We start from the raw sequence: 26,625 nt of genomic DNA on the forward strand, positions 1-26,625 counted from the left end.
TCCTTTTTCTTGTTGTTGTCAGCTCAGCGGCCAGTGGTGTTGACAGGCTTGGCGAACCGCCCTGGCACTGCTCAGGTCGAGCAGCCCTTGGCTCAGTTGCCGGCATTGCGCCGCGTCCAGGTGACGGACACGGTCCTTGATTTCTCCGATTTGCGGCGCGCTCACCGACAGCTCGCTGACCCCCAGGCCGACCAGGACCGGCGTCGCCAGCGGGTCGGATGCCAGGGCGCCGCACACCCCAACCCAACGCCCATGCTTGGCGGCGCCAACGCACGTCTGGTGGATCAACCGCAGCAAGGCCGGGTGCAAGGCATCGACCCGCGCGGCGAGGCCGGCGTGGTCGCGGTCCATGGCCAGGGTGTACTGGGACAGGTCATTGGTGCCGATGGACAGAAAGTCCGCATGCTTGGCCAACTGCTCGGCCATCAGCGCGGCGGCGGGCACTTCGATCATGACCCCCAGCTCCGGGCGTTGGGTCAGTTCCAGCTCAGCGCACAGCTCATCCAGGCGCTGGCGGATCTGCAGCAGTTCGTCGACCTCGCTGACCATCGGCAGCAGGATGCGGCAGCGCTCCAGCGGGCTGACTTGCAGCAACGCGCGCAGCTGCTGGTCGAGCAATTCCGGGCGCAGCTGGGCCATGCGAATCCCGCGTAGACCCAGCACCGGGTTGGCCTCGACAGGCAGCGGCAGGTAGTCGAGCTGCTTGTCACCGCCGACGTCGATGGTGCGGATGATCACCGACTTGTCGCCCATCGCATCCAGCACGGCTTGATAGGCCTGGCGCTGTTCCTGTTCATCCGGCGCAGTGCGGCGGTCGACGAAGAGGAATTCGGTGCGCAGCAGGCCGACGCCGTCGGCGCCGTTCGCAAAGGCCAGTTGGGCCTCGCCGCTGGAGGCGACATTGGCCGCTACCTCGATGCTCACGCCGTCGAGGGTGTGCGCCGGTTGCCCGGCCTGGGCTTGTTGCTGCTGGCGACGGCGTTGCTGCACGTCGCGAATCTGGTGCACTTCGGCGTGACGCGCTTCACTGGGCGCCAGTTCCAGGCGACCGTTGCCGGCGTCGAGCACCACGCGCTGGCCTTGCGGCACATCGAGCACTTCTGCGCCCAACGCGACCACACACGGCAGGCCTTTGCCCCGCGCAAGGATCGCCACGTGGGAGGTGGCGCCACCTTCGGCCATGCAGATACCGGCCGCGTTTTGCGCGCTCAGTTGCAGCAAGTCCGACGGCGTCAGTTCGTGCGCGCTGACAATCGCCCCGGCGGGCAATTCGACGTGCCAGGCTTCGCCGAGCAGCGCGCGCAGGACCCGCTGCTGCAGGTCGCGCAGGTCATTGGCGCGCTCGGCGAACAGCGGTTTGCCCAAGGCCAGCAACACTGCGCATTGCGCCTGGATTGCATCACGCCAGGCATGGGTGGCGGCGCTGCCCTGTTCGATGGCTGCGGTGGCGGCTTCCAGCAGGGTCGGGTCTTCCAGCAGGGCGAGGTGGGCGGCGAAGATCTCTTCTTCCTCGACGGCCTGGCGTTGCCGGGCGTGGCCCAGGGTCTTGCGGATTTCGCCGCGCACCTGCTCCAGCGCCGCGTCCAGGCGTTGCAGTTGTTCGTCGGCGCGATGCTGGCCGAGGTCTGCCGGCAGCTCGATACCTGCCAGGCGGAACAGTGGGCCACAGACCAGCCCGGGTGCCGCGCACACGCCTTGCAATACACCGGCTTCGGTACTCGCCCGCCGTGGCGCCGCGACGAGCGGCGCTGTGGGCGCTGGGGGGGCCTCCTTGACCGCGACTGACAGCGCCGCGACCAGCGCCTGCAACGCGGCCTCGGCGTCTTTGCCGCGGCACGTCACGCGCACCTCGTCGCCTTCGCCGACCCCCAGGCCCAACACGCCGATCAAACTGTTGCAGGCGGCCGACTTGGCGCCGAAATGCAACTGCGCCTGGCTGCTGAAGCCCTCGGCGGTTTTGCGGATCAGCGCCGCCGGCCGTGCGTGCAGGCCGCCGCGATGGGTGATGCGCACGCTCGCGCTGGCTTCAGTCAATGAGTTATCCACAGCGGTTTGGCCCGGTGCGGTTGAGCGCGGTATCACGTGCAGCAACGGTTCGCCGACTTTGACGCTTTGCGCGGCCACCGGACGCAATTCGAAGCGCTCGCCATTGGTCAGGATAATCAAGCTGACCAGGCTCTTGCACTGGCGCGCAATGCGGTCCAGGTCGAACTGCACCAAAGCCTGGCCACTGCTGACCCGTGCCCCTTGCTTGACCAGCAAGGCAAAACCTTCGCCGTTGAGTTCCACGGTGTCGATGCCCACGTGCATCAGCAACTCGGCACCGTTTTGCGCGCGGATCGTCAGCGCGTGCCCGGTGCGGGCGACATGAATAATCTCGCCATCGCAGGGTGCGTGCAGGCAATCATTGAGCGGATCGATGGCGATACCGTCGCCCATGGCGCCGCTGGCGAACACTTCGTCGGGAACGTTGCCCAGGGTCAGCAGCGGACCACTGAGTGGGGCGCTAAGGGTCAATTCATTATTGTTGTAGGACATGGGCACGGTACTCATCAGGAAAACGCGACTCAGTGAGTGCGGGTAACTTTGCTCAGGTGACGCGGCTGGTCCGGGTCCATGCCCCGCGCTTCAGCCAGGCCGGCGGCCATCACGTAAAAGCTCTGGATCGCCAGGATCGGGTCCAGGCTCGGGTGTTCGGCGCGGCTCAAGGTCAGGTCACGCTCGGCGATATCGTCCGGTGCGGCCAACAGCACGCGGGCGCCGCGCTGGCGCATGTCGACGGCCAGGCTCAACAGGCCGGCCTGCTCGGCGCCGCGTGGGGCGAATACCAGCAAGGGGTAGTCTTCATCGATCAAGGCCATCGGCCCGTGGCGCACTTCGGCGCTGCTGAAGGCTTCGGCCTGGATCGCCGAGGTTTCCTTGAGCTTGAGCGCGGCCTCCTGGGCGATGGCAAACCCGGCGCCACGGCCGATCACCATCAATTGCTGGCAGTCGCGCAGGGCGTCGATGGCGGGGCGCCAATCCTGCCCGGCGGCTTCGCTCAGGCCTTCGGGCAGGGCGCGGCAGGCCTGGAGCAAATCGGCTTCCTGGTTCCAGTGGCCAATCAACTGCGCGCTGGCGCTGAGGGTGGCGATAAAGCTTTTGGTCGCGGCGACACTCAGTTCCGGCCCGGCGCACAGCGGCACGTGGAATTTACACGCAGCCTCCAGCGGCGAGTCTTCGGCGTTCACCAGCGAAATGCTCAAGGCTCCCCGCTTGCGCAGCAGGCGCAGGCTGTTGACCAGGTCCGGACTTTGCCCCGATTGCGAGAAGCCGAACGCCACCTGGCCGCTGACTTTCAAGGGCGCCTGCAACAGGGTCACCACCGACATCGGCAACGATGCCACCGGGATGCCCACGTGCTGCATGGCCAGGTAGGCGAAGTAACTGGCGGCGTGGTCCGAACTGCCGCGCGCGATGGTCATCGCTACTTGCGGCGGCTGGCGACGCAGGCGGCCGGCGATTTCTTCCAGCAGCGGGTCCAGGCGTTGCAGTTGCGCCGCAACGGCATCGCGGGAGGCCAGGGCCTCTTCAAGCATTTTTGAAGACAATGGTTTCTCCTTCGACCATGACGTCGGTGAGGTGCAGGGAGCGGTCCAGGCGTACGCAGTCGGCGAAGCTGCCGGGTTGCAGGCGGCCGCGTTCTTCCAGGCCCAGATAGTCCGCAGGAAATTGCGACAGGCGTTGTGAGGCTTCGCTGATAGGCAGGCCGATCTTCACCAGGTTGCGCAGCGCCTGGTCCATGGTCAGGGTGCTCCCCGCCAGGGTGCCGTCGGCCAGGCGTACGCCGCCCAGGCACTTGGTCACGGTGTGGCTGCCCAGCTTGTATTCGCCATCTGGCATGCCGGCGGCGGCGGTGGAGTCGGTGACGCAGTACAGGCATGGGATCGAACGCAGGGCGACGCGCATGGCACCGGGGTGCACGTGCAGCAAGTCCGGGATCAGTTCGGCATATTGCGCGTGTGCCAGCGCGGCGCCGACGATGCCCGGCTCGCGGTGATGCAGCGGGCTCATGGCGTTATACAGATGCGTGAAACTGGTGGCGCCGGCGGCGAGGGCGGCGACGCCTTCTTCGTAGCTGCCCAGCGTGTGGCCGATCTGCATGCGCACCCCGCGTTGGCTGAGGGCACGGATCAGGCCGTCATGCCCGGCGATTTCCGGGGCGATGGTGATCACCCGGATCGGCGCCAGGCGCAGGTAGGCTTCCACTTCTTCCATCAATGCGGTGTGGGCGAAGTTGGGTTGTGCGCCGAGTTTTCCGGGATTGATGTAGGGCCCTTCCAGGTGCACACCGAGGACACGGGCGCTGCCTGTAGGACGCTGCTCGCAGAAGGTGCCGAGCTGACCGAGCACGCTGGAGATTTCATCCACCGGTGCGGTCATGGTGGTGGCCAGCAGCGAGGTGGTGCCAAAGCGCACGTGGGTGCGGGTGATGGTCTCGAAGGCGTCGGCACCTTCCATGATGTCCTTGCCGCCACCGCCGTGCACATGCAGGTCGATAAAGCCCGGCAGCAGGTAGGGCAGTTCGTTGTCGGCAGGGTCGCAAGGCACGCCTTCAATGGCGGTGACCTTGCCGTGCTCGTGCACCAGGCGGCCGCGCATCCAGCCGTGGGGCGTGAGGATATTGTCTTCGGACATGGGCAGTTCTCTAAGGCCGCAGCTCGGCGGCAAAGTCATAGCGGCGCAGCTCTGCGACAAAGTCGTAGTAGTCATTGCGGCAGTAGGTGTCGGTGATTTCGATCGGCGTGTTGTCGGCGGTGTAGCCGACCCGGGTCATCAGCAGCATGGCGGTGCCGGGGGCGATGCCCACCAGCTTGGCGAACTCGTCCGAGGCGTTGATCGCCTGGATGTGTTGCAAGGCGCGGACGACGGGTTTGCCGATGCCTTCGAGGTATTCGTACAACGAGTTGCCGATGGCCTGCGGCTGCGGCAGTACGGAGGCGGGCATTGCCGTCATCTCAATCGCCATGACCGTGTCATCGGCCTTGCGCAGGCGTTTGAGCCGCGCGACCTTGTCGGTCGGCGACAGGCCCAGGCGGATCAGTTCTTCGTGGGTCGGCGGGGTGATGTCGCGCTCCAGCCACTGTGAGGTGGGCACAAACCCCTTGAGGCGCAACATCTCGCTGAAGCCCGACAGGCGCGACAGCGGCTGTTCCAGGCGTGGCGTGATAAACGTGCCGGAGCCCTGGCTGCGGCGAATCAGGCCTTGGGTAAACAGCACTTCCAGCGCCTTGCGGGCGGTGACCCGCGAAATGCTCAACTGCTCGCTGAGGGCACGCTCCGAGGGCAACGCCTGCTCGGATTTCCACTGGCCGGCGTGAATCGCCGCTTCCAGGTTGCGCGCCAGTTGCAGGTACAGCGGCGTGGATTGTTTGTCGTCGGGACGCAGCGTCAGGATGGGGTTCATCGTTAAGGTTTCCGATGCGGTTATTGGAGTGTTGTCGCCCGGTATTGGCCGGAAGCTAATACCACTTAAATACCATGTCAATGCTGCCAAAACGGTGCAAGTGCCGGTTTCAGGGCGCCTTAAGGGTGCGTGGTATCAAGTGGTATTAGAGAGGTCTTTAGGGCGCGCAGAAGTGCACAGCCCGCTCGGTGAACTGGTATTCACCGGCAGGGGGCTGCGCAGGGCAGGAATTATTTTCGAATTATTTTACCGGCGGTCGAGGATTACGGCCGAATCTCGATCATGGTGCCGTCCTTGACCAGGTTCCAGACTTCGCGCATGTCGACGTTGCGCATGCCGATGCAGCCGTCGGTCCAGTCCAGGGTGTGGAACCACTGCTCGGGGTAGTCTTCGCTGTCGGGCGTGCCGTGGATCATGATCATGCTGCCGGGCTTCACGCCCTCGCGGCGGGCGCGGGCCGAGTCGCTGATATTGGGGTAGGAAATGTGCATGGCCAGGTTGAAGCGGTCGCTGGTCTTGCGCCAGTCGATCCAGTAGAAGCCTTCGGGCGTGCGGCGGTCGCCTTCGAACAACTTGGTGCCCTTGGGGTTTTTGCCGAGCGAGATGCGGTAGGTCTTGAGGGGCTTGCCGTCGTTGATCAGTTGCAACTGATGGGCGGATTTGAGCACCAGGACTTTTTCGACAGGTTTGCCGTCCAGGGTTTCCAGGGTGGAGGCGCAGCACAGCGTAGCGAACGACAGGCAGATCAGAGCAAGCAACCAACGCATTGAAACGGTATCCCTTGGGCGACGATCTGCCGGATGGTTATTGGGCGGGCTTTGACAGCGGTGGCACAGACTCGCTGCGCACCGGGAACGCCTGTTGGCGGCGGTCAGCGAAAAAGCATTCTAAGGTACGCCCGACCGTGCGGAAAGCCAGCTCGGACCAAGGGATGTCGGCTTCGTCGAACAACTGCACTTCAAGGCTTTCGGGGCCGGCGGCGAAGTCCAGGTCAACCAGTTCGGCGCGGTAGAAGATATGCACCTGGCTGATGTGCGGCACGTCGATCAGCGTGTAGATGCTCAGGTTGCGCACACGGGCGCAGGCTTCTTCGAGGGTTTCGCGCATGGCCGCCTGTTCCACGGTCTCGCCGTTTTCCATGAAGCCGGCCGGCAGGGTCCAGTACCCCAGGCGCGGCTCGATGGCGCGGCGGCACAGCAGCACCTTATCGCCCCACACCGGTACGGTGCCGGCGACGATATTGGGGTTCTGGTAGTGAATGGTCGAGCAGTGATCACACACAAAACGCAGGCGTGCGTCGCCTTCGGGAATGCGTTGGGTAACCGGTTTACCGCACTGGCTGCAGAAGTTCATGCTGGGGTTCCTGGAAAGTGCGTCTATCTTGGCGTGGCCGGCAGGGCCCTGCAAGTTGTCGTTTAGCGACACCGCGCGGGTTTTGGGGTTGGGCACCCGCACGCTTTGGTGCATGATGCAAGGTAGCCAACAGACCGAGATGACTCATGCTGGACGAGCTACTTCGCCGGGTAAGCAATCACACACCCCATACGCTGGAGACTGACGGGCGTTTCCCCGAGGCCGCGGTGCTGGTGCCGATTACCCGCAGTGACGAACCTGAGCTGATCCTGACCCTGCGCGCCAGCGGCCTGTCGACCCACGGTGGCGAAGTGGCCTTTCCCGGCGGGCGTCGCGACCCTGAAGACCCGGACCTGATCTTCACCGCCTTGCGTGAAGCCGAAGAAGAAATCGGCCTGCCGCCCGGCCTGGTCGAGGTGATCGGCCCGCTGAGCCCGCTGATTTCCCTGCATGGCATTCGGGTCACGCCCTATGTAGGGGTTATCCCCGATTACGTTGAATACCTGGCCAACGATGCCGAGATTGCTGCCGTTTTCAGCGTGCCGTTGGACTTTTTCCGACAGGACCCGCGCGAACATACCCACAGAATCGATTACCAGGGCCGCAGTTGGTATGTGCCCAGCTATCGGTTCGGCGAATACAAGATCTGGGGGCTGACGGCGATCATGATCGTGGAGCTGATCAATCTGCTCTATGACGACGCCAAGATCAGCCTGCACCAGCCACCCAAGAGCTTCATCAATATCTAAGCCATCGCTTGAATGGCCAGCCGTGAGGACACACCATGAAATACCGCCTGGGCGATGCCCGCGTCGAGACGCACCCACACAGCTGGGTGGCCCCGAATGCCACGCTGGTGGGCAAGGTCAAGCTGGAGGAGGGCGCCAACGTCTGGTTCAACGCGGTATTGCGCGGCGACAACGAACTGATCCTGATCGGCAAGAACAGCAACGTGCAGGACGGCAGCGTGATGCACACCGACATGGGCTACCCGTTGACCCTGGGCACCGGCGTGACCATCGGCCATAACGCCATGCTGCACGGCTGCACCGTCGACGACTACAGCCTGATCGGCATCAATGCGGTGATCCTCAACGGCGCCAAGATCGGCAAGCACTGCATCATCGGCGCCAATTCGCTGATCGGCGAAGGCAAGGAAATTCCCGATGGCTCGCTGGTGATGGGCTCGCCGGGCAAGGTGGTGCGTGAACTCACCGACGCCCAGAAGCGCATGCTCGAAGCCAGCGCCGCGCACTATGTGCATAACGCGCAGCGTTACGCGCGAGACCTGGCCGAGCAGGACGCATGAACCCGATAGAACGCCCCGTCGCCTCGCCGTGCGTGAGCATTTGCGCGCTGGATGACGACGACATCTGCACCGGCTGCCAGCGCACCGTGGATGAAATCACGCGCTGGAGCCGCATGGACAACGTCGAGCGCCGGGTGGTGCTGGGGTTGTGCCATGAGCGGGCGAAGGCGAGTGGGTTGGTGTGGATGCTCCCGGGGAAGTCCGGCGGCTGAAGTGTTTGCGGTGGCCTCTGCGCTGTGGACTGTTGCGACGAACGAGCTTCTTGTGGTGAGCGGGCTTCTTGTGGCGAGCGGGCTTGCCCCGCGTTGGGCTGCGCAGCAGCCCCAATAGGCGCGCCGCGTTACATCAGACGAACCGCGGTGCAGGTTTCAGGGCTGCTGCGCACCCCAACGCGGGGCAAGCCCGCTCGCCACAAAGTGTGTGGTGCATTACCCTGTGCGCATTATTTACAGGTCCCGCGCCCCATGTTCTTCCTGATCGCCTACATCAGCAGCGTCGTGCTGATCAACTTCGCCTTCTCCACCGCCCCACACCTGGACGTCATCTGGTCGGCCTGGGGTGGCCTGGTGTTTGTCCTGCGCGACATGGTGCAGACCCGCTTCGGCCATGGTGCGATCATCGCCATGCTGGCGGCGCTGGTACTGTCGTATATCACCTCCGATCCCTCCATCGCCCTGGCCAGCGCCACGGCGTTCGCGGTGTCGGAGTGCATCGACTGGCTGGTATTCAGCATCACCAAGCGCCCGCTGCATGACCGCCTGTGGATAAGTTCGGCGCTGAGCATTCCCCTCGATACGTTTATCTTCTTCGGCCTGATCGGCGCGCTCACACCCGCCGTGGCAGGCACCGCGCTGGTGTCGAAGTTCGCCGGAGTCACGGCGGTGTGGTTGATCATGGCCTGGCGTGTGCGCAAGCGGGCCGTCGCCAACTGAGGCCAATTTTTACAGTTCATGTAAAATGCCGGCCTTTCTCCAAATGATCCGCTCCCCTGAGGACCTGAGATGACCCGAATCGGAACTCCATTGTCGCCAACCGCGACCCGCGTTTTGCTGTGTGGCTGCGGTGAGCTGGGCAAGGAAGTGGTAATCGAACTGCAACGCCTGGGCGTTGAAGTGATTGCCGTGGATCGCTACGCCAACGCGCCGGCCATGCAGGTGGCGCATCGCAGCCACGTGATCAACATGCTCGACGGCGCGGCCCTGCGTGCGGTGATCGAAGCGGAAAAACCGCACTTCATCGTGCCGGAAATCGAAGCCATTGCCACCGCCACCCTGGTGGAATTGGAGGCCGAAGGCTTCACCGTGATCCCGACCGCACGGGCCACCTCGCTGACCATGAACCGCGAAGGCATCCGTCGCCTGGCCGCCGAAGAGCTGGACCTGCCGACCTCGCCGTATCACTTCGCCGACACGTTCGAAGACTACAGCAAGGCCGTCCAGGACCTGGGCTTCCCGTGCGTGGTCAAGCCGGTGATGAGTTCGTCGGGCAAGGGCCAGAGCCTGTTGCGCAGCGTCGACGACGTGCAGAAAGCCTGGGACTACGCCCAGGAAGGCGGGCGTGCCGGTAAAGGCCGGGTGATCATCGAGGGCTTTATCGACTTCGACTACGAAATCACTCTGCTGACCGTGCGTCACGTCGGTGGCACCACCTTCTGCGCGCCGGTCGGTCACCGTCAGGAGAAGGGCGACTACCAGGAATCCTGGCAGCCACAGGCCATGAGCCCGATTGCCCTGGCGGAATCCGAGCGGGTTGCCAAAGCCGTGACCGAGGCGCTGGGTGGCCGTGGTCTGTTTGGCGTGGAATTGTTCATCAAGGGCGACCAGGTATGGTTCAGCGAAGTTTCGCCGCGCCCGCATGACACTGGCCTGGTGACCCTGATTTCCCAGGACCTGTCGCAGTTCGCCCTGCACGCGCGCGCCATTCTTGGCCTGCCGATTCCATTGATCCGTCAGTTCGGCCCTTCGGCGTCGGCAGTGATCCTGGTGGAAGGGCAATCGACCCAGACGGCATTTGCCAACCTGGGCGCAGCCTTGAGCGAGCCGGACACGGCGTTGCGTCTGTTTGGCAAGCCGGAAGTAAATGGTCAGCGCCGCATGGGCGTGGCGTTGGCGCGAGATGAGTCGATTGAGGCGGCCCGGGCTAAAGCTACCCGTGCTTCGAAGGCTGTTGTTGTAGAGCTGTAATCCCACGCTGAGCGTTCCCGCGCTCTGCGTGGGAACGCCGCGCTGGAAGCCCCGCGTCCGCTCTTAAGGGCGTGACGCAGGGCGTCAGCGGATGCATTCCCACGCAGAGCGTGGGAATGATCGTCATCAGGCGACCTTGTTCAAATCATTGTTACGCGTCTCTTTCAGGCACAGCACAGCAATCAGGCTGAGCAACGCTGCCGCCGACACATACCCACCGACATAACTCAGCCCACCCATGGCCACCAGCTTGGTCGCGAAGAACGGTGCGGCCGACGCTCCGACAATCCCACCCAGGTTGTACGCCGCCGAAGCACCGGTATAACGCACGCGCGTCGGGAACAATTCCGGCAGCATCGCGCCCATCGGGGCGAAGGTCACACCCATCAGGAACAGCTCCAACGCCAGGAACAGCGCAACCGCCCAGGTCGAGCCGTGGGTGAGCAGCGGCTCCATGGTAAAGCCCGACAGAATCGCCAGGATCGCGCCGACGATCAGCACCGGCTTGCGCCCGTAGCGGTCACTGGCCAAGGCTGCCAACGGTGTGGCGAGGCCCATGAACAGCACGGCAAAACACAGCAGGCCCAGGAACGTCTCGCGGCTGTAGCCCAGGGTGGATACGCCGTAGCTGAGGGAAAACGCCGTGGTGATGTAGAACAGCGCATAGCACACCACCATCGAGGCGGCGCCCAGCAGGACCGGCAGCCAGTGCTGGCTGAACAGTTCCACTAACGGCACTTTCACCGGCGCTTCCTTGGCGACGGCATTGGCGAATACCGGGGTTTCATGCAGCTTCAGGCGCGCGTACAGGCCAACCATCACCAGCGCGGCGCTGAGGATGAACGGGATCCGCCAGCCCCAGCTGCGGAACTGCTCGTCGCTGAGGTTCATGGCCAGGATCAGGAACAAACCGTTGGCCGCGAGAAACCCAATCGACGGGCCCAGTTGCGGAAACATGCCGAACCAGGCGCGCTTGCCTTTCGGTGCGTTTTCAGTCGCCAGCAACGCCGCACCGCCCCATTCCCCGCCGAGCCCCAGGCCTTGGCCGAAACGCAGCACACACAACAGGATCGGTGCCCAGGCGCCGATGCTGTCATAGCCGGGCAACAAACCGATCAACGTGGTGCACACGCCCATGAGCAGGAGCGAGGCAACCAACGTGGATTTGCGCCCGATACGGTCGCCAAAGTGTCCGAACAGCGCCGAGCCCAGCGGGCGGGCGATGAAGGCAATGCCGAAGGTCAGGAACGACGCCAGCATCTGCGCAGTGCCGGAGCTCTGCGGAAAGAATACCGGGCCGATCACCAGCGCGGCGGCGGTGGCGTAAATATAGAAATCGTAGAACTCGATGGCCGTGCCGACGATGCTCGCGGTGGCGACGCGGGCGGTCGAGTTGGTCGGGGCGGCGGTTGCGGCCTCGTTATAGGCGGTGCTCATTGAAGTATCCCTGATGGTCATTGCGCGTTTGGACGCGGATTATTATTGGTCGAACACCCATGGATCAGGGCAGTGCGCGGGGCGGCTCGGGATGGGAGCGAACACCGGTCAGACACGATAGAACGGTGCCTGGACGCGCTGTGTGCGGGTAGCACGCGGTCGGGCAGGGCTTGGGTAAGCCGCACCGATTATAGGAAGGGGTTTGCGGATCCAACAAGAGGCTCAGTCACGATCTATCAAACGCTGCAAATCAACTGTGGGAGCGGGCTTGCTCGCGAAAGCGGTGGGTCAGTTAAAGATGGGCTGACTAATCCACCGCTTTCGCGAGCAAGCCCGCTCCCACATTGGAATACGCGGTGCCGAAAAGCTAGGCGGCGACGGGCACGCGGCTGGTGTGCCAGATCAGCACTTTGCTCACACGGTTGTCCTCGGTCTCGAGGATTTCCAGGCGGTAGCGCCCGATTTTCAGGCAGACCGCGCAATCCGGGATGGTCTCCAGCGCTTCGGTCACCAGGCCGTTGAGGGTCTTGGGGCCATCGCTGGGCAGGTGCCAGCCCAGGCTCTTGTTCAGCTCGCGGATCGAGGCGGCGCCGTCGATGATGTAGCGGCCATCGGGCTGCGCTTCGATGTGCGGGTTGTCTGCGGCCTGATCGCTTTCGAATTCGCCGACGATTTCTTCGAGGATATCTTCCAGGGTGACGATCCCCAGCACTTCGCCGTATTCATCCACGACCATGCCCAGGCGTCGCTGCTGTTTGTGGAAGTTCAGCAGTTGCAGCTGCAGCGGCGTGCTTTCAGGGACGAAGTAGGGCTCGTGGCAGGCGGCGAGCAGGGCTTCCTTGGTCAGGCTGGCGTCGGGCAGCAGGTGCTGGATCTGCCGAGTATTGAGCACCGCTTCGACCTGGTTGATATCACTGTGGAACACCGGCAGGCGGGTGCGCTGCGAAGTGCGCAGTTGTTCGATGATGGCTTCGATCGAGTCATCCAGGTTGATGCCGTCCACTTCGCTGCGCGGCACCAGGATGTCATTGACGGTAATGTTGTCCAGGGCGTGGATGCCTGGCATGCCGGGGGTACGGCTTTCGTCGGCGTCCGGTTCCGGCTCGTCGTCGTGGTCGGGCAGCGGTTCGTCGCTTTTTTTCACCACGCCGGTCTTGCGCGCGAACGGGCGCAGCAGCAACAGGCTGATGCCATTGAGCAGCCAGGCCAGCGGATAGAGGATTTTCAACGGTATGCCCAGCAGCGTGTTGCCAAAGCCCAGCACCGCCTGCGGATGGCGGGTGGCGAGCGCGCGCGGCAGGTAGTCGGCGAGGATCAGCAACAGGGCGCAGGAGATCAGCCAGCCGAGCCACGGGCCGTTCTGTGCCCAGGCATAAATTGCCAGCAGGGTGCACAGAATCACCACCGCGGCGCGGCACAGGCTGTTGCACAGGATCAGGCTATGACGGGGGAAACTCAGGCGGGCGGCGGCCTTGTCACCCTGGCGTGTGCCGGGGCGCAGGGCCAGCAGGTGCTGTTGCGCGGCTTCGATGGCAGTAAACAGCGCCGCCCATAACACCAGCAGGGCGATTACCGCGAACATCGGCTCCAGGGGCAAGTTGTCCATGATTGCAGCCCGTCAGATATGCAGGATGTATTCGCGGACCAGCTTGCTGCCGAAATAGGCCAGCATCAGCAGGCAGAAACCGGCCAGGGTCCAGCGAATCGCTTTGTGCCCACGCCAGCCGAGGCGGTTGCGGCCCCACAGCAACACGCTGAACACCACCCAGGCCAGGCACGCCAGAAGGGTCTTGTGCACCAGGTGCTGGGCGAACAGGTTTTCGACGAACAGCCAGCCGGAAATCAGCGACAGCGACAGCAGCGTCCAGCCAGCCCAGAGAAAGCCGAACAACAGGCTTTCCATGGTCTGCAGCGGCGGGAAGTTCTTGATCAGCCCGGACGGGTGCTTGTGCTTGAGCTGGTGGTCCTGCAGCAGCAGGAGCAGGGCCTGGAACACCGCAATGGTGAACATGCCGTAGGCGAGGATCGACAGCAGGATATGCGCGAGGATGCCCGGTTCTTCATCGATCACCTGCACAGTGCCGGTGGGGGCGAATTGCGCCAGCAGCACAGTCAGCACGCCCAGCGGGAATAACAGCACCAGCAGGTTTTCGACGGGGATCCGATAGCAGGCCATCAAGGTCAGCGCGATCACCGCAGCAGCGATCAGGCTGGCGGCGCTGAAAAAATCCAGGCCCAGGCCGACCGGCGTCATCAGGTGGGTGAACAGGCTCGCGGCATGGGCCAGCAGGGCAAGGACGCCCAGGCCGACCAGCAGGCGTTTGTCGGCCTTGGTGCCTTGGGCGAGGCGAGTGCCCTGATAGAGGGTCGCAGCGGCATACAAGAGGGCGGCGGCGAGGCTGGGTAGCAAACTGGGTGACAAGGGGACCATAAATCCTGATAGACAAGCCCGAAAGGCGCTGAGTTTGGCATACACCTGCGTTCCACGAAAGACTCCCGGGCCAGACAGCGGGTGTGCATGGACGCAGTCTTCGCTATAATCCGCGACCTGCCCACGCCGCAGGCTCGCCGAGCGCTGTTTTTAATAGCGATTTACCACAGCCTGGGCTGCCATTACCTCGGTCTACCAATGCATTTCGATGAATAGGGCCTGAAAGGATCGCGCATGTTTGAAAACCTGACTGACCGTCTCTCGCAGACGCTGCGCCACGTTACCGGCAAGGCCAAGCTGACCGAGGACAATATTAAAGACACCCTGCGTGAAGTGCGCATGGCGTTGCTGGAAGCCGACGTGGCCTTGCCGGTGGTGAAGGACTTCGTCAACTCGGTCAAGGAACGTGCGGTCGGCACCGAAGTGTCCCGCAGCCTGACGCCGGGCCAGGCCTTCGTGAAGATTGTCCAGGCCGAACTCGAAAGCCTGATGGGCGCGGCCAACGAAGACCTGAACCTCAGCGCCGTGCCGCCGGCCGTCGTATTGATGGCCGGTCTGCAGGGGGCGGGTAAAACCACCACCGCCGGCAAGCTGGCGCGCTTCCTTAAAGAGCGCAAGAAGAAGTCGGTGATGGTGGTATCGGCCGACGTGTACCGTCCGGCGGCCATCAAGCAGCTGGAAATGCTCGCAGGCGAAGTGGGCGTGACCTTCTTCCCGTCCGACCTGAGCCAGAAGCCGGTCGACATTGCCAACGCGGCAATTAAAGAAGCCAAGCTGAAGTTTATCGACGTGGTTATCGTCGATACCGCCGGTCGCCTGCACATCGATGAAGAGATGATGGGCGAGATCAAGGCGCTGCATGCCGCGATCAACCCGGTCGAGACGCTGTTCGTGGTCGACGCCATGACCGGCCAGGACGCGGCCAACACCGCCAAGGCCTTTGGCGACGCACTGCCGCTGACCGGCGTGATCCTGACCAAGGTCGACGGCGACGCGCGTGGCGGTGCCGCGCTGTCGGTGCGTGCCATCACCGGCAAGCCGATCAAGTTCATCGGTATGGGCGAGAAGAGCGAAGCGCTCGAGCCGTTCCACCCTGAGCGTATCGCCTCGCGCATCCTCGGCATGGGTGACGTGCTCAGCCTGATCGAACAGGCCGAAGCCACGCTCGACAAGGACAAGGCCGACAAACTGGCCAAAAAGCTGAAGAAGGGCAAGGGCTTCGACCTCGAAGACTTCCGCGACCAGCTGCAACAAATGAAGAACATGGGCGGCCTCGGCGGCCTGATGGACAAACTGCCGAACATCGGCGGCGTGAACCTGGCGCAAATGGGCAATGCCCAGGGTGCGGCAGAAAAGCAGTTCAAGCAGATGGAAGCCATCATCAACTCCATGACCCCGGCCGAGCGCCGCGACCCTGAGCTGATCAGCGGTTCGCGCAAGCGTCGGATCGCCATGGGCTCCGGCACCCAGGTGCAGGACATCGGTCGCTTGATCAAGCAGCACAAGCAGATGCAGAAGATGATGAAGAAATTCTCCGCGAAAGGCGGAATGGCCAAGATGATGCGCGGCATGGGCGGTATGTTGCCCGGCGGCGGCATGCCAAAGATGTAAAGAATTCGCGCGGGAGCCCAGCTCCTGCTCCGACCCACAGGGATGTGGGATCTCCAGCAAACCCGCCATTGGCGGATGCTGACTCGCCGTTTTAACCGACGGCTCTATAGCAGATCTGAGTGGCACGCTGATAGGCGCCAGAAAAAGACATTTGCAAAAGTCCGGATATTCCTTAGAATATGCGGCCTTTCGGGCACCTATGCCCGCTGTGCATTTAGATTTGCAGCACCGACTACAGGAACGATGTTCACATGCTAACAATCCGTCTTGCCCTTGGCGGCTCCAAAAAGCGCCCGTTTTACCACTTGACCGTAACTGACAGCCGCAACCCACGTGACGGCTCTCACAAGGAACAAGTTGGCTTCTACAACCCGATCGCTCGTGGTCAAGAAGTCCGCCTGTCCGTGAACCAAGAGCGCGTAGCCTACTGGCTGAGCGTTGGTGCACAGCCTTCTGAGCGTGTTGCCAAGTTGTTGAAGGACTCGGCTAAGGCCGCAGCCTGAGCAATATGAACGCGACGCCAGCTGTTGCTGATGATTTGATCGTTATCGGCAAGATTTATTCGGTTCATGGCGTTCGCGGCGAAGTGAAGGTGTATTCCTTTACTGATCCGACTGAAAACCTGCTTCAGTACAAAACCTGGACGCTCAAGCGCGAAGGGAGTGTGAAACAGGTCGAGCTGGTCAGTGGACGCGGGAGCGACAAGTTCCTGGTCGCAAAGCTCAAGGGTCTTGATGATCGTGAAGAAGCTCGTCTTCTGGCTGGTTATGAGATCTGCGTGCCGCGCAACCTGTTCCCTGAATTGACCGACGGCGAGTACTACTGGTACCAGCTGGAAGGTCTGAAGGTCATCGATCAACTGGGGCAATTGCTCGGGAAAATCGATCATCTTCTGGAAACCGGCGCCAATGATGTAATGGTGGTCAAGCCTTGCGCTGGCAGCCTGGATGATCGCGAACGCCTGTTGCCGTATACCGAGCAATGCGTGTTGGCCGTCGACCTGGCAGCGGGCGAGATGAAGGTGGAATGGGACGCGGACTTCTAAGCGTGGCTAATTTGCGCATTGAAGTGATCAGTTTGTTTCCCGAGATGTTTTCCGCCATCAGCGAGTACGGCATCACCAGTCGGGCGGTGAAACAGGGGCTGTTGCAGCTTACCTGTTGGAACCCGCGAGACTACACGACGGATCGACATCACACTGTGGACGATCGCCCATTTGGCGGTGGCCCGGGCATGGTGATGAAGATCAAGCCCCTGGAAGACGCGTTGGTTGAGGCCAAGGCAGCTGCCGGGGAGAAGGCGAAGGTAATTTACCTGTCCCCTCAAGGCCGCCAGCTGAAACAGGCTGCGGTACGCGAACTGGCGAATGAGGAAGCACTGATCCTGATTGCCGGTCGCTATGAAGGCATTGACGAGCGGTTTATTGAAGCTCATGTCGATGAAGAGTGGTCGATTGGGGACTATGTCCTGTCTGGCGGCGAGCTGCCGGCGATGGTCCTGATAGATGCGGTTACACGACTGCTGCCTGGAGCTTTAGGGCATGCGGACTCCGCGGAGGAAGATTCCTTCACGGATGGTTTGCTGGATTGCCCGCACTACACCCGACCGGAGGTGTATGCGGATCAGCGTGTTCCCGACGTATTGCTAAGTGGCAATCACGCACACATCCGGCGTTGGCGTTTACAGCAGTCCCTTGGTCGGACCTATGAACGACGCGCCGATCTTCTGGAAAGCCGCTCGCTTTCTGGAGAAGAGAAGAAGCTGCTCGAGGAATACATCCTCGCGCGGGACGATAGTTAACAACGTATCGATGGTAGGTCCATTGACTTACCTTAGGAGCACAGCATGACTAACAAAATCATCCTTGCACTCGAAGCAGAGCAGATGACCAAAGAGATCCCTACCTTTGCCCCGGGCGACACCATTGTCGTTCAGGTGAAAGTGAAGGAAGGCGACCGTTCGCGTCTGCAAGCGTTCGAAGGCGTGGTAATCGCCAAGCGTAACCGTGGTGTGAACAGTGCTTTCACTGTTCGTAAAATCTCCAACGGTGTTGGCGTAGAGCGTACTTTCCAGACCTACAGCCCGCAAATCGACAGCATGGCCGTCAAGCGTCGCGGTGACGTACGTAAAGCCAAGCTGTACTACCTGCGTGACCTGTCCGGTAAAGCAGCTCGCATCAAGGAAAAACTGGCTTAAGTCCAGCTTCCCGATGCAGAAAAAAGCAGCCTACGGGCTGCTTTTTTGTGCCTGAAATTTGTCCATCTGCCGGTACTTTCCATGACCACTCGCCTTGAAGAAATCCAGCGCCGCACCGACCTGTCCGTCACCCACGTGACCAAGGCCGTGTTCCCGCCGACCACCAACCACCACAACACGCTGTTCGGCGGCACCGCCCTGGCCTGGATGGATGAAGTCTCGTTCATCACCGCAACGCGCTTCTGCCGCCTGCCGCTGGTCACGGTTTCCACCGACCGCATCGACTTCAATCACGCCATCCCGGCCGGCTCCATCGTGGAGCTGATCGGCCGCGTGATCAAAGTCGGCAACACCAGCCTCAAGGTTGAAGTCGAAGTGTTCGTCGAGAGCATGAGTGCCGATGGCCGTGAGAAGGCGATCCAGGGCGTGTTCAGCTTTGTGGCGATTGACGCCGACAAGCGCCCGGTGCCGGTACTTCCAGGTTTCGTGGACTGAAACACTCCCCGTAGGAGCCGGCTTGCCGGCACTGGCGGCCTCAAGGACTGCGGTGCCGTTGCGGGCCTCATCGCCGGCAAGGCGGCTCCTACAGAGCGCGCAGCTAGGGTAGCATCTACCTACTTTTTCAGCGTCCGAGCCCTCATGCCCGCCATTGACCACCCCCTGATCGACCGCTTCCTCGACGCCCTGTGGCTGGAAAAAGGCCTGTCCGACAACACGCGCCAGGCTTATCGCAGCGATCTCGCGCTGTTCAATGGCTGGCTGCAGGACAAAAACCTCGAACTGATCAACGCCGGCCGCGAGCTGATCCTCGATCACCTGGCCTGGCGCCTTGAGCAGAACTACAAGCCGCGCTCCACCGCGCGATTTCTTTCCGGCGTGCGTGGCTTTTATCGTTATTTGCTGCGGGAAAAACTGATTGCCGTCGACCCGACCCTGCAGATCGATATGCCACAGCTCGGCAGGCCATTGCCCAAATCCCTGTCGGAAGCGGACGTGGATGCCTTGCTCGCCGCCCCCGACTTGAGCGAAGCCATCGGCCAGCGCGACCGCGCCATGCTGGAGGTGCTGTACGCCTGCGGCCTGCGGGTGACCGAGTTGATCAGCCTGACCCTGGAGCAGGTCAACCTGCGCCAGGGCGTGCTGCGCGTGATGGGCAAGGGCAGCAAGGAGCGGCTGGTGCCGATGGGCGAAGAGGCGATCGTGTGGGTCGAGCGCTACATGCGCGATGGGCGCAGTGAATTGCTCGGCGGGCGCCCCAGCGATGTGCTGTTTCCCAGCCAGCGGGGCGAGCAGATGACCCGCCAGACCTTCTGGCACCGCATCAAGCACCAGGCCAAGGTGGCCGGGATCGGCAAGGCGCTTTCGCCGCACACCCTGCGCCATGCGTTCGCCACGCATTTGCTCAATCACGGCGCCGATTTACGCGTGGTGCAAATGTTGCTCGGGCACAGTGACCTGTCCACCACCCAGATCTACACCCACGTGGCGCGTGCACGCTTGCAGGATATGCACGCCAAGCACCACCCGCGCGGTTGAAAACCGCCAATTTATCCTGCCACGGGCTGCCCTGCGGCCCAACTGTGGTAGGCTTTGCCGGTTAGCAAAGGGGACGGCCACAGCCCGAGTTTCCATATCGGTGTTCTGCTCCCGTCCCTGCATCTGCCTTCAGGAGTTCCCATGCGCTTGACCCAGATTATTGCCGCCGCAGCCATTGCGTTGGTTTCCACTTTTGTTGTCGCCGATGACGCTGCCGAGCAAACGATTCGCAAGAGCCTGGCCAACCTGCAGCTCGACACCCCGATCGAAAGCATCAGCGCCAGCCCGATGGCCGGCCTGTACGAAGTCAAGCTCAAGGGCAGCCGTGTGCTGTACGCCAGCGCCGACGGCCAGTACATCGTCCAGGGCTACCTGTTCCAGTTGAAGGACGGCAAGCCGGTCAACCTGACCGAGAAGGCCGAGCGCCTGGGCGTGTCCAAGCTGATCAACGGCATTCCGGTGGCTGAAACCGTGGTTTACCCGGCCATCGGCGAGACCAAGACCCATATCACCGTGTTCACCGACACCACATGCCCTTACTGCCACAAGCTGCACGCCGAAGTGCCGGCGCTGAACAAGCTCGGTGTGGAAGTGCGCTATGTAGCGTTCCCGCGCCAGGGCCTCGGCTCGCCGGGTGACGAGCAGCTGCAAGCCGTGTGGTGCTCGGCCGACAAGAAAGCGGCCATGGACAAGATGGTCGATGGCAAGGAAATCAAGGCGGCCAAATGTGCCAACCCGGTTTCCAAGCAGTTCGCTCTTGGCCAGTCCATTGGCGTGAACGGTACACCGGCCATCGTTTTGGCAGACGGCCAGGTAATTCCGGGCTACCAGCCGGCGCCACAAGTTGCCAAACTGGCGCTGAGTGCCAAATAAACCTGCATCGTCGAACCTTTGACGAGCAAGGCCCTTCGACCAGTCGACGGGTCGTTAATTGAAAGCCGCAGTTGTGCGGCTGTTTTCCACGGCCGACCTAGCGTCGGCCGTTTCATGGGGAGTTCTTCAGTGAAACCGGTCAAAGTAGGCATCTGTGGGTTAGGGACCGTCGGTGGCGGCACCTTTAACGTACTTCAGCGTAACGCTGAGGAAATTTCCCGCCGTGCAGGTCGCGGGATTGAAGTGGCGCAAATTGCCACGCGTTCGCCAAAGCCTCAGTTCCAAACGACCGGTATTGCGATTACCAACGATGTCTTCGCCGTGGCCACCAACCCTGAAATCGATATCGTCATCGAGCTGGTAGGCGGCTACACCGTGGCCCGCGAGCTGGTGCTCAAGGCCATCGAGAACGGCAAGCATGTGGTCACCGCCAACAAGGCGCTGATCGCCGTGCACGGCAACGAGATCTTCGCCAAGGCGCGCGAGAAGGGCGTGATCGTGGCGTTCGAAGCCGCCGTGGCCGGTGGTATCCCGGTGATCAAGGCGATCCGTGAAGGCCTGTCCGCCAACCGCATCAACTGGGTGGCCGGCATCATCAATGGCACTGGCAACTTCATCCTGACCGAGATGCGCGAGAAGGGCCGTACCTTCGAAGACGTGCTGGCCGAGGCCCAGGCCCTGGGTTATGCCGAAGCCGACCCGACCTTTGACGTGGAAGGTATCGACGCGGCGCACAAGCTGACCATCCTGGCGTCCATCGCCTTTGGTATCCCGCTGCAGTTCGACAAGGCCTACACCGAAGGCATCACCCAGCTGACGACTGCCGACGTGAACTACGCCGAAGCCCTGGGCTATCGCATCAAGCACCTGGGCGTGGCGCGCAGCACTCCGGCCGGTATCGAGCTGCGTGTGCACCCGACGCTGATCCCGGCTGACCGCCTGATCGCCAACGTCAATGGCGTGATGAATGCCGTGATGGTCAACGGTGACGCCGCCGGTTCGACGCTGTTCTACGGTGCCGGTGCCGGCATGGAGCCAACCGCTTCGTCGGTGATCGCCGACCTGGTGGACGTAGTTCGCGCCATGACCAGTGATCCGGAAAACCGCGTGCCGCACCTGGCCTTCCAGCCGGATTCGCTGTCGGCCCATCCGATCCTGCCGATCGAGGCGTGCGAAAGCGCCTACTACCTGCGGATCCAGGCCAAGGATCATCCGGGTGTGTTGGCCCAGGTGGCCAGCATCCTGTCGGAGCGCGGTATCAACATCGAGTCGATCATGCAGAAGGAAGTCGAGGAACAGGATGGCCTGGTGCCGATGATCCTGCTGACCCACCGCGTGCTCGAGCAGCACATCAACGATGCCATCCGGGCTCTCGAAGCTCTTCAGGGCGTGGTTGGGCCGGTCGTTCGTATTCGCGTCGAACATCTAAATTAATTCAGCTGCAAGCGCCAAGCTGCAAGCTGCAAGTAAAAGCAGATCTGCTGTTACTTGCAGCTTGTCACTTGAAGCTTGCAGCCCAAACCGAAGGTTTGCCCCTATGCGTTACATCAGCACCCGCGGCCAGGCACCGGCCCTGAATTTCGAAGACGTCCTGCTGGCAGGCCTTGCCACCGACGGCGGCCTGTACGTGCCGGAAAACCTGCCACGCTTCACCCAGGAAGAAATCGCTTCGTGGGCCGGCCTGCCGTACCACGAGCTGGCGTTCCGGGTGATGCGCCCGTTCGTCACCGGCAGCATTCCGGATGCCGACTTCAAGAAGATCCTGGAAGAGACCTACGGCGTGTTTTCCCACAGCGCCATCGCGCCGTTGCGTCAACTGAGCGGCAACGAGTGGGTGCTGGAGCTGTTCCACGGCCCGACCCTGGCGTTCAAGGACTTCGCCCTGCAGCTGCTCGGTCGCCTGCTGGACTACGTGCTGGAGAAGCGTGGCGAGCGCGTGGTGATCATCGGCGCCACCTCTGGTGATACCGGCTCGGCCGCCATCGAAGGTTGCAAGCACTGCGAAAACGTCGACATCTTCATCCTGCACCCGCACAAGCGTGTGTCGGAAGTACAGCGCCGGCAGATGACCACCATCTTCGGCGAGAACATCCACAACATCGCCATCGAAGGCAACTTCGATGACTGCCAGGAAATGGTCAAGAACAGCTTTGCCGACCAGAGCTTCCTCAAGGGCACGCGCCTGGTGGCGGTGAACTCGATCAATTGGGCGCGGATCATGGCCCAGATCGTCTACTACTTCCACGCTGCCCTGCAGCTGGGCGGTCCGGCGCGCTCGGTGTCGTTCTCGGTGCCGACCGGTAACTTCGGCGATATCTTCGCCGGCTACCTGGCCCGCAACATGGGCCTGCCGATCAACCAGTTGATCGTCGCCACCAACCGCAACGACATCCTGCACCGCTTCATGAGCGGCAACCAGTACGTCAAGGAAACCCTGCACGCGACCCTGTCGCCGTCAATGGACATCATGGTTTCGTCGAACTTCGAACGCTTGCTGTTCGATATGCACGGTCGCAATGGCGCGGCCCTGGCCGAGTTGATGAACAGCTTCAAGCAAGGTGGCGGTTTCAGCGTCGAACAAGAGCGCTGGACCGAAACCCGCAAGCTGTTCGACTCCCTGGCCGTGGATGATGAACAAACCTGCGAGACCATCGCCGAAGTCTACGCCCAGACCGGCGAGGTGCTTGACCCGCACACCGCCATCGGCGTGAAGGCCGCCCGCGAATGCCGTCGCAGCCTGGACATCCCGATGGTGATCCTCGGCACTGCGCACCCGGTCAAATTCCCCGAAGCGGTGGAGAAGGCGGGCGTAGGCAAGGCGCTGGAGCTGCCGGAGCACTTGGCTAACCTGTTCGAGCGTGAAGAGCGTTGCACCGTATTGGCCAATGACCTGAAGGCTGTGCAGGCGTTTGTCAGCCAGCATGGCAATCGCGGCAAGCCTTTGTAAGGCGAACTGCGCAGACAAAAACGCCGCTTTCCCATCCTTGGGTCAGCGGCGTTTTTTTATGGCAGGCCCGACAGCGTGCTGGCTATATAAGTAATTTAATCGCCGCTCCGGTGATCGACGCGATCGTCGCAACGACTGCCATGGCGACACCCATTGGGTACCAGAAAGTCTCGCAGTTTATCTTCAGGGATTCTGATTTGAGCTTGTCTTGCTCAGCCTGCATGCGTGATATTTCGGCATAGATGCGCCGGACATCGGCATGCATTCTTTCCATTGCTGCCTGCTGTTCATTGTTTTCCATCATCGTCTTCATCCTTCGCAATAAGGGCCTTTACATGCGCTTTTACCCGCGTGGCAGAGTGACCAGCGCTCACCGAGTATAGGATTCACCCCCGACCTGCGCGCCCGGCGAACCCCAAAACGGCAGCCCATTGCGTAAGCACTTATGTGCCGCCGTTTTTTCGTTGTCATGTTGCTGGCGCATGCTGGTCCTCGTCACTCCCTGACGGCCCCATAAAGACGAAAAAGCGAACTTTCCTACGTCACAACCAGTCACTTAGGATAGATGCAGCTCCCGTTGAAACGATTGTTCCCGAACTATTGAGTGGTGATCGAGATGGAAAGTATCAGCCTATTGCTCGAAGAAGCACTGAGCCCTTATCTGGTTACGCTGACCACCTCTGGCGTGCAGGGCGAATGCCTGGTGACGGTGAAAAACCCTGCTGGCGCGATTGTGGTCGAGCGTGAAGTCGACCAGGCGCAATTGATGGATAAACGCGTGCTGGTGGATGTTGTGGATTGCCTGCTGCGCGACCTCAAGATCGCCGAAGGGCGTCTGGAGCCCTCGGTTATCGCGGCCTTGCGCAATGCTGCCCAGACCCGCGGCGCTGCTGTCGCATGAAGAATTGTTTATACGCGGAAACTTCCGACTGCAGGGCCTGTCAGATTTTGTAACAGCAAGAGCAAACATTGTGCTCCGGTGTTTGTGCCTTGTTGTACTGGTCTTTGTAAGGCCACGTTTAACCCCGAAGTGTCTCCCCACTCTTCGGGGTTTCTTTTTGCCCGCGATTTGTCACGGCACGGGTGAATCCTGGAAAAACCGCGGGTTGTCGCGCAGGTACTGCTCGCGCATGAGCGGATCCAGCCACGCGGCGTAGGACTGCTGCACGCGTTCCTGGGGGATGTCGAGCAGCACTTGGTCGATCCGTTCGATGGCCTGGCGCCCCAGGGGCGTATCCGAGCACGCGATATGCGTACGTTGGTAGGGCGCTGTGCCTTTGATCGGATAGAAACTCAGGTCGTTGGACGCAATCCCCTGTTGCAGTGCGTGATAGCGGATTTCCGGCCAATAACCCAATACCGCCTCCAACCGTCCGAGGCGCTGCATTTGCAACAAGCTGCCGAGGGCGTCGTTGCCGTAGTGGAGGGCGAGTTTGTGCGCGTCGACGTGTTTGAGTTGCTCATCGATGATTGGCCCGTAGCTGCGCTCCGCCGTGGCGCCCACCCGCGTCCTGTGAGCATCGAGAAATGCTTGCAGGTCGAACTGGCCGTCTACGATAAACGACGCCATGGCGTCCTGCTGGCTGCGCCGGATCGTCACGCCGTTGCTGGGCACTGCAAACGCCTGGCGAGAAAACACCACGTACTTGGCCCGCTCCGGCGTCCACAGCAACGAGGGGTCACAGGTGAACGAGGGTTCGCGCAACATTTGCGTGCCGCGCGCGCGGTTGACGTGCAGCACCTGGTGACGATACTCCGGCAGACGCACGGCCAGGATTGGCAGCAACTGGTCCAATGCGCCCTGGCCTTTGCTCGGTCCTTCGAAAATGGTCAGCGGCGGCAAATCGCGCAGCAGCCAGATCAGCGTGTCTTCGGCCCGCGCTGACGAGAGCCAGCCGCCGGCCATCAGGGTGGCGACGCCCAGTTTCAAGAGCCAGCGTTTGCACCGGGACGCCATTAGATTGCGCCTTCCTCACGCAAGCGGACGATGGCAGCGGCGTCGTATCCCAGCTCACCCAGCACCACGCCGTTGTGTTCGCCCAACTGTGGCCCTACCCATTCGCAACTGCCCGGCGTGTCCGACAGCTTGGGCACGATCCCGGGCATCTTGAAGTCCTTGCCGCCCGGGAGCTGGGCCTTGAGGAACATCTCCCGGGCCAGGAATTGCGGGTCGCCGAGCATGTCTTCGGCACTGTAGATACGGCTGGCGGGCACCTCGGCCTGATTCAACTGCTCCACCACCTGCTCCAGGGGCAGCGCGTTGACCCAGCGGTCGATCACGCCATACAGCTCGTCGCGGCGGCTGTCCCGCCCGTCGTTGCTGGCAAGTGCAGGATCGTTGGCCAGGTCTTCGCGACCGATGGCCGACATGAAGCGCTTGAAGATCGCATCGCCGTTGGCGCCAATCTGCACGTGCTTGCCGTCCGCGCTGGTGTGGATCGACGATGGAGTGATGCCGGGCATGATGTTGCCGGTACGTTCGCGAATAAAGCCGAACACATCGAACTCGGGGATCATGCTTTCCATCATCGCGAAGATGGCTTCGTACAGCGCCACGTCGACCACCTGGCCCAGGCCGCCGTTGACTTCGCGATGACGCAGCGCCATCAGCGCTCCGATCACGGCCCACAGCGCAGCGATGGAGTCGCCGATGGAGATCCCGGTGCGCACCGGTGGGCGGTCCTCGAAACCGGTGATGTAGCGCAGCCCGCCCATGGATTCGCCCACCGCGCCGAAACCTGGCTGGTCCTTCATCGGTCCGGTCTGGCCAAAGCCCGAGAGGCGCACCATGACCAGCTTGGGATTGAGTGCATGCAGGGTTTCCCAGCCCAGGCCGAGTTTTTCCAGCACGCCGGGGCGAAAATTCTCGATCAGGATGTCGGCATCGGCCAGCAGCTGCTTCAGGATCGCCAGGCCGTCCGGGTGCTTGAGGTTCAGCGTCAGCGACTTCTTGTTGCGCGCCTGCACAAACCACCACAGTGACGTGCCTTCATACAGCTTGCGCCACTTGCGCAGCGGGTCACCGCCATCCGGCGATTCCACCTTGATCACCTCGGCACCGAATTCGGCGCAGATGCGTGAGGCGAACGGGCCGGCGATCAGGGTGCCGAGTTCGATGACTTTCAGGCCGGCAAGCGGTTTGGCATTAAACGACATGAGGATCCTTTTCTGCGCGGGGCGGTGGTGTGAAGCCTTTTAACATAGGCGAGCGGCCCAAGGATAAGGATGATGCAGCGCAGGATTCGTTGAATGGCCTCGCCATCGGTTAGACTGGCCGCCTTTTCCTGTCTCTAGAAGTCCGTT

Annotated in this window: 28 protein-coding genes; 16 read left to right on the plus strand and 12 right to left on the minus strand. The window is 62.0% G+C overall.

The window, feature by feature from the left end:
* Nucleotides 1-18: 18 nt before the first annotated feature.
* The 6 genes from ptsP to C9990_RS05350 form a co-directional block, all read right to left on the minus strand.
* A complete protein-coding gene (ptsP, locus tag C9990_RS05325) occupies nucleotides 19-2,538 on the minus strand; it encodes a phosphoenolpyruvate--protein phosphotransferase (RefSeq protein ID WP_106802700.1) in 2,520 nt (839 codons plus the stop codon).
* A 29-nt stretch (nucleotides 2,539-2,567) separates the two neighbouring features.
* Nucleotides 2,568-3,590: an SIS domain-containing protein gene (locus tag C9990_RS05330; RefSeq protein WP_106802701.1), complete on the minus strand. Its 1,023-nt coding sequence runs from the start codon at nucleotides 3,588-3,590 to the stop codon at nucleotides 2,568-2,570.
* Nucleotides 3,571-4,677 carry an N-acetylglucosamine-6-phosphate deacetylase gene (gene nagA / locus C9990_RS05335; RefSeq protein ID WP_065908679.1) on the minus strand — a complete coding sequence of 369 codons (1,107 nt, stop codon included), beginning with the start codon at nucleotides 4,675-4,677 and terminating at the stop codon, nucleotides 3,571-3,573. Before nagA ends, C9990_RS05330 begins: the two co-directional genes overlap by 20 nt.
* Before the next feature lie 10 nt (nucleotides 4,678-4,687).
* The gene (locus tag C9990_RS05340; protein ID WP_065908681.1) at nucleotides 4,688-5,446 is read right to left on the minus strand and encodes a GntR family transcriptional regulator; all 759 of its coding nucleotides are present in this window, start codon (nucleotides 5,444-5,446) and stop codon (nucleotides 4,688-4,690) included.
* A gap of 263 nt (nucleotides 5,447-5,709) precedes the next feature.
* The gene (locus C9990_RS05345) at nucleotides 5,710-6,213 is read right to left on the minus strand and encodes a murein L,D-transpeptidase family protein (RefSeq protein WP_065908683.1); all 504 of its coding nucleotides are present in this window, start codon (nucleotides 6,211-6,213) and stop codon (nucleotides 5,710-5,712) included.
* A gap of 37 nt (nucleotides 6,214-6,250) precedes the next feature.
* Nucleotides 6,251-6,799: an NUDIX hydrolase gene (locus C9990_RS05350; RefSeq protein WP_065908685.1), complete on the minus strand. Its 549-nt coding sequence runs from the start codon at nucleotides 6,797-6,799 to the stop codon at nucleotides 6,251-6,253.
* 146 nt (nucleotides 6,800-6,945) lie between these two features.
* Here C9990_RS05350 and C9990_RS05355 point away from each other — a divergent pair, with 146 nt between their 5' ends.
* The 5 genes from C9990_RS05355 to purT all read left to right on the plus strand — a co-directional run bounded on the left by C9990_RS05355 (nucleotide 6,946) and on the right by purT (nucleotide 10,291).
* Nucleotides 6,946-7,548 (plus strand): CoA pyrophosphatase, encoded by a 603-nt coding sequence (locus C9990_RS05355; RefSeq protein WP_016971944.1) that lies wholly within the window; start codon nucleotides 6,946-6,948, stop codon nucleotides 7,546-7,548.
* Between the two features lie 35 nt (nucleotides 7,549-7,583).
* A complete protein-coding gene (locus C9990_RS05360) occupies nucleotides 7,584-8,108 on the plus strand; it encodes a gamma carbonic anhydrase family protein (RefSeq protein ID WP_065908687.1) in 525 nt (174 codons plus the stop codon).
* A complete protein-coding gene (locus C9990_RS05365) occupies nucleotides 8,105-8,320 on the plus strand; it encodes a DUF1289 domain-containing protein (protein WP_106802702.1) in 216 nt (71 codons plus the stop codon). The genes C9990_RS05360 and C9990_RS05365 overlap by 4 nt, the downstream gene beginning before the upstream one ends.
* Before the next feature lie 252 nt (nucleotides 8,321-8,572).
* A complete protein-coding gene (locus C9990_RS05370) occupies nucleotides 8,573-9,040 on the plus strand; it encodes a preQ0 transporter (protein WP_065908691.1) in 468 nt (155 codons plus the stop codon).
* 69 nt (nucleotides 9,041-9,109) lie between these two features.
* Nucleotides 9,110-10,291 (plus strand): formate-dependent phosphoribosylglycinamide formyltransferase, encoded by a 1,182-nt coding sequence (gene purT / locus C9990_RS05375; protein ID WP_078050076.1) that lies wholly within the window; start codon nucleotides 9,110-9,112, stop codon nucleotides 10,289-10,291.
* Between the two features lie 126 nt (nucleotides 10,292-10,417).
* On the opposite strand, the gene C9990_RS05380 is transcribed toward purT, so the two are convergent.
* The 3 genes from C9990_RS05380 to C9990_RS05390 all read right to left on the minus strand — a co-directional run bounded on the left by C9990_RS05380 (nucleotide 10,418) and on the right by C9990_RS05390 (nucleotide 14,159).
* Entirely contained in the window at nucleotides 10,418-11,728 is a 1,311-nt protein-coding gene (locus C9990_RS05380) for an MFS transporter (RefSeq protein ID WP_106802703.1), read from the minus strand.
* Nucleotides 11,729-12,095: 367 nt separating this feature from the next.
* Complete coding sequence (locus C9990_RS05385) at nucleotides 12,096-13,334, minus strand: transporter associated domain-containing protein (protein ID WP_106802704.1); 1,239 nt, start codon at nucleotides 13,332-13,334, stop codon at nucleotides 12,096-12,098.
* Between the two features lie 12 nt (nucleotides 13,335-13,346).
* A complete protein-coding gene (locus tag C9990_RS05390) occupies nucleotides 13,347-14,159 on the minus strand; it encodes an inner membrane protein YpjD (protein ID WP_065908699.1) in 813 nt (270 codons plus the stop codon).
* A 234-nt stretch (nucleotides 14,160-14,393) separates the two neighbouring features.
* Here C9990_RS05390 and ffh point away from each other — a divergent pair, with 234 nt between their 5' ends.
* The 10 genes from ffh to thrC all read left to right on the plus strand — a co-directional run bounded on the left by ffh (nucleotide 14,394) and on the right by thrC (nucleotide 23,322).
* Complete coding sequence (ffh, locus tag C9990_RS05395) at nucleotides 14,394-15,770, plus strand: signal recognition particle protein (protein WP_003193965.1); 1,377 nt, start codon at nucleotides 14,394-14,396, stop codon at nucleotides 15,768-15,770.
* Nucleotides 15,771-16,021: 251 nt separating this feature from the next.
* Nucleotides 16,022-16,273: a 30S ribosomal protein S16 gene (gene rpsP / locus C9990_RS05400; RefSeq protein WP_016971935.1), complete on the plus strand. Its 252-nt coding sequence runs from the start codon at nucleotides 16,022-16,024 to the stop codon at nucleotides 16,271-16,273.
* Between the two features lie 5 nt (nucleotides 16,274-16,278).
* Nucleotides 16,279-16,815, plus strand: a complete 537-nt coding sequence (rimM, locus tag C9990_RS05405; RefSeq protein WP_003175898.1) for a ribosome maturation factor RimM — start codon at nucleotides 16,279-16,281, stop codon at nucleotides 16,813-16,815.
* The gene (trmD, locus tag C9990_RS05410) at nucleotides 16,797-17,570 is read left to right on the plus strand and encodes a tRNA (guanosine(37)-N1)-methyltransferase TrmD (RefSeq protein ID WP_177343966.1); all 774 of its coding nucleotides are present in this window, start codon (nucleotides 16,797-16,799) and stop codon (nucleotides 17,568-17,570) included. The genes rimM and trmD overlap by 19 nt, the downstream gene beginning before the upstream one ends.
* Before the next feature lie 45 nt (nucleotides 17,571-17,615).
* The gene (rplS, locus tag C9990_RS05415) at nucleotides 17,616-17,966 is read left to right on the plus strand and encodes a 50S ribosomal protein L19 (protein ID WP_003175895.1); all 351 of its coding nucleotides are present in this window, start codon (nucleotides 17,616-17,618) and stop codon (nucleotides 17,964-17,966) included.
* A gap of 81 nt (nucleotides 17,967-18,047) precedes the next feature.
* Nucleotides 18,048-18,461, plus strand: coding sequence for an acyl-CoA thioesterase (locus C9990_RS05420; RefSeq protein WP_003193963.1), 414 nt, complete (start codon nucleotides 18,048-18,050; stop codon nucleotides 18,459-18,461).
* Nucleotides 18,462-18,605: 144 nt separating this feature from the next.
* Nucleotides 18,606-19,502: a site-specific tyrosine recombinase XerD gene (gene xerD, locus C9990_RS05425; protein WP_065908700.1), complete on the plus strand. Its 897-nt coding sequence runs from the start codon at nucleotides 18,606-18,608 to the stop codon at nucleotides 19,500-19,502.
* Nucleotides 19,503-19,643: 141 nt separating this feature from the next.
* Complete coding sequence (locus C9990_RS05430; RefSeq protein WP_064053737.1) at nucleotides 19,644-20,375, plus strand: thioredoxin fold domain-containing protein; 732 nt, start codon at nucleotides 19,644-19,646, stop codon at nucleotides 20,373-20,375.
* A 129-nt stretch (nucleotides 20,376-20,504) separates the two neighbouring features.
* Nucleotides 20,505-21,809, plus strand: a complete 1,305-nt coding sequence (locus C9990_RS05435) for a homoserine dehydrogenase (protein ID WP_106802705.1) — start codon at nucleotides 20,505-20,507, stop codon at nucleotides 21,807-21,809.
* A gap of 103 nt (nucleotides 21,810-21,912) precedes the next feature.
* Nucleotides 21,913-23,322, plus strand: a complete 1,410-nt coding sequence (thrC, locus tag C9990_RS05440) for a threonine synthase (protein WP_106802706.1) — start codon at nucleotides 21,913-21,915, stop codon at nucleotides 23,320-23,322.
* Between the two features lie 82 nt (nucleotides 23,323-23,404).
* On the opposite strand, the gene C9990_RS05445 is transcribed toward thrC, so the two are convergent.
* Complete coding sequence (locus C9990_RS05445) at nucleotides 23,405-23,626, minus strand: hypothetical protein (RefSeq protein WP_106802707.1); 222 nt, start codon at nucleotides 23,624-23,626, stop codon at nucleotides 23,405-23,407.
* 312 nt (nucleotides 23,627-23,938) lie between these two features.
* Between C9990_RS05445 and C9990_RS05450 the strand changes: the two genes are divergently transcribed.
* Entirely contained in the window at nucleotides 23,939-24,223 is a 285-nt protein-coding gene (locus C9990_RS05450; RefSeq protein WP_106802708.1) for a DUF3509 domain-containing protein, read from the plus strand.
* 171 nt (nucleotides 24,224-24,394) lie between these two features.
* On the opposite strand, the gene C9990_RS05455 is transcribed toward C9990_RS05450, so the two are convergent.
* Nucleotides 24,395-25,279, minus strand: a complete 885-nt coding sequence (locus tag C9990_RS05455) for a TIGR02285 family protein (RefSeq protein WP_106802709.1) — start codon at nucleotides 25,277-25,279, stop codon at nucleotides 24,395-24,397.
* Nucleotides 25,279-26,478: a CaiB/BaiF CoA-transferase family protein gene (locus C9990_RS05460; RefSeq protein WP_065908710.1), complete on the minus strand. Its 1,200-nt coding sequence runs from the start codon at nucleotides 26,476-26,478 to the stop codon at nucleotides 25,279-25,281. The genes C9990_RS05455 and C9990_RS05460 overlap by 1 nt, the downstream gene beginning before the upstream one ends.
* Nucleotides 26,479-26,625 lie beyond the last annotated feature (147 nt).

Source organism: Pseudomonas sp. S5D5, assembly GCF_003013355.1.
GTDB classification, from domain to species: domain Bacteria; phylum Pseudomonadota; class Gammaproteobacteria; order Pseudomonadales; family Pseudomonadaceae; genus Aquipseudomonas; species Aquipseudomonas aylmerensis.